The organism is Lactococcus ileimucosae (assembly GCF_943193185.1).
Taxonomy (GTDB): domain Bacteria; phylum Bacillota; class Bacilli; order Lactobacillales; family Streptococcaceae; genus Lactococcus; species Lactococcus ileimucosae.
Map to the genome: position 1 here is coordinate 1 of NZ_CALPDE010000062.1, position 1149 is coordinate 1149.

At 57.8% G+C, this 1149-nt stretch carries 1 protein-coding gene and 1 pseudogene; one reads left to right on the forward strand and one right to left on the reverse strand.

Translation table 11 applies throughout. The features are described from left to right. Positions 1-246, forward strand: a pseudogene (locus NFR51_RS11040) (hypothetical protein); the annotation flags it as partial. 105 nt (positions 247-351) lie between these two features. Here NFR51_RS11040 and NFR51_RS11045 read toward each other — a convergent pair. Beyond that, a partial coding sequence (locus NFR51_RS11045) for an RNA-guided endonuclease InsQ/TnpB family protein (RefSeq protein WP_251713626.1) occupies positions 352-1149 on the reverse strand: 798 nt, incomplete at its 5' end.

Consider the following 1149-nt stretch of genomic DNA (forward strand, 5'->3'; position numbering starts at 1 on the left):
ATTGGCATTGTCGGATATATATTGAAAAAACTGGACTACCCTCTTGCACCTCTTGTGCCAGGTGTTGTGCTGGGCCCCATTGCCGAAACGAATTTAAGGCATGCCTTTCAAACCAGCACTGACTGGACTCTATTTTTCACACGCCCCATATCCGCTTTACTGCTTGCACTAGCGGTCGCCTCGATCGCTTACAGTGTTTACAGCCTCTTGACCTCCTCCCCTCCCTCAGCTTGCGCTGCCGTCTGACAACGGAAAGGAAGGGGACTCCCTGGTTGCTGCCTTCCAGGTTCCTGCTTCGCAGCCCGTTGCCTTTGGTGATAGCACCTCAGGTCTTACACAAGCTCCACAGGCTTAACCTCCCGTGAGCCCCACGGTAGTTTTCTCATGCTGGCGAAGCTTGTCAGCCCCGGCCAGAATGGCTTTGCCCGATTGCAGTATGTTGCGGGCAGCGTTTACGTCGCGGTCAATGCCTTGGGTGCCACAGCCAGGGCAGTCCCAGGTGCGGACGTTCAGTGGCATCTTCTCGGTGATATGACCACAGTGAAAACAACGCTTCGAGCTGGGATACCACTTGTCGATCTGGACGAAATCGCGCCCGTACCGTTCGGCCTTGTACGTCAGTTGTTGGGTGAGCTGATGCCAGCCCACGTCGCTGATGGCCCTGGCCAGCGAGCGGTTTTTGACCATGTTCTTGATTTGCAAGCTTTCGGCAGCAATGACTTGGTTCTCGTGAATAAGCTGCGTGGAAAGTTTGTGGGTGGCGGCACGACGCTGGTCGGCCAGCCTGGCATGCACCCTGGCGACCCGATGCCGCGCTTTGGCGCGGTTCTGCGACCCTTTCTGTTTACGCGACAGGTTCCGTTGCGCCCGTGCCAGCTTACGCTCAGTGCGCCGCAAAAAACGCGGGTTGGGGATTTTGTCGCCGTCACTGGTGATGACGCGGTGCGTCAGCCCCAGATCAATGCCGACCATGTTGGGGGTGACCGGCAGTGGTGTGGCCGCTTCCTCCACCAAAAAACTGACATGGTAACGGCCAGCGGTGTCACAGCTCACCGTGATACTGCTCGGCGTGCCGGAAAAAGACCGGCTCCAGCGGATAGCCAGCGGGTCTTTTTGCTTGGCCAGCCACAGTTTGCCGTCGCGCCAGCG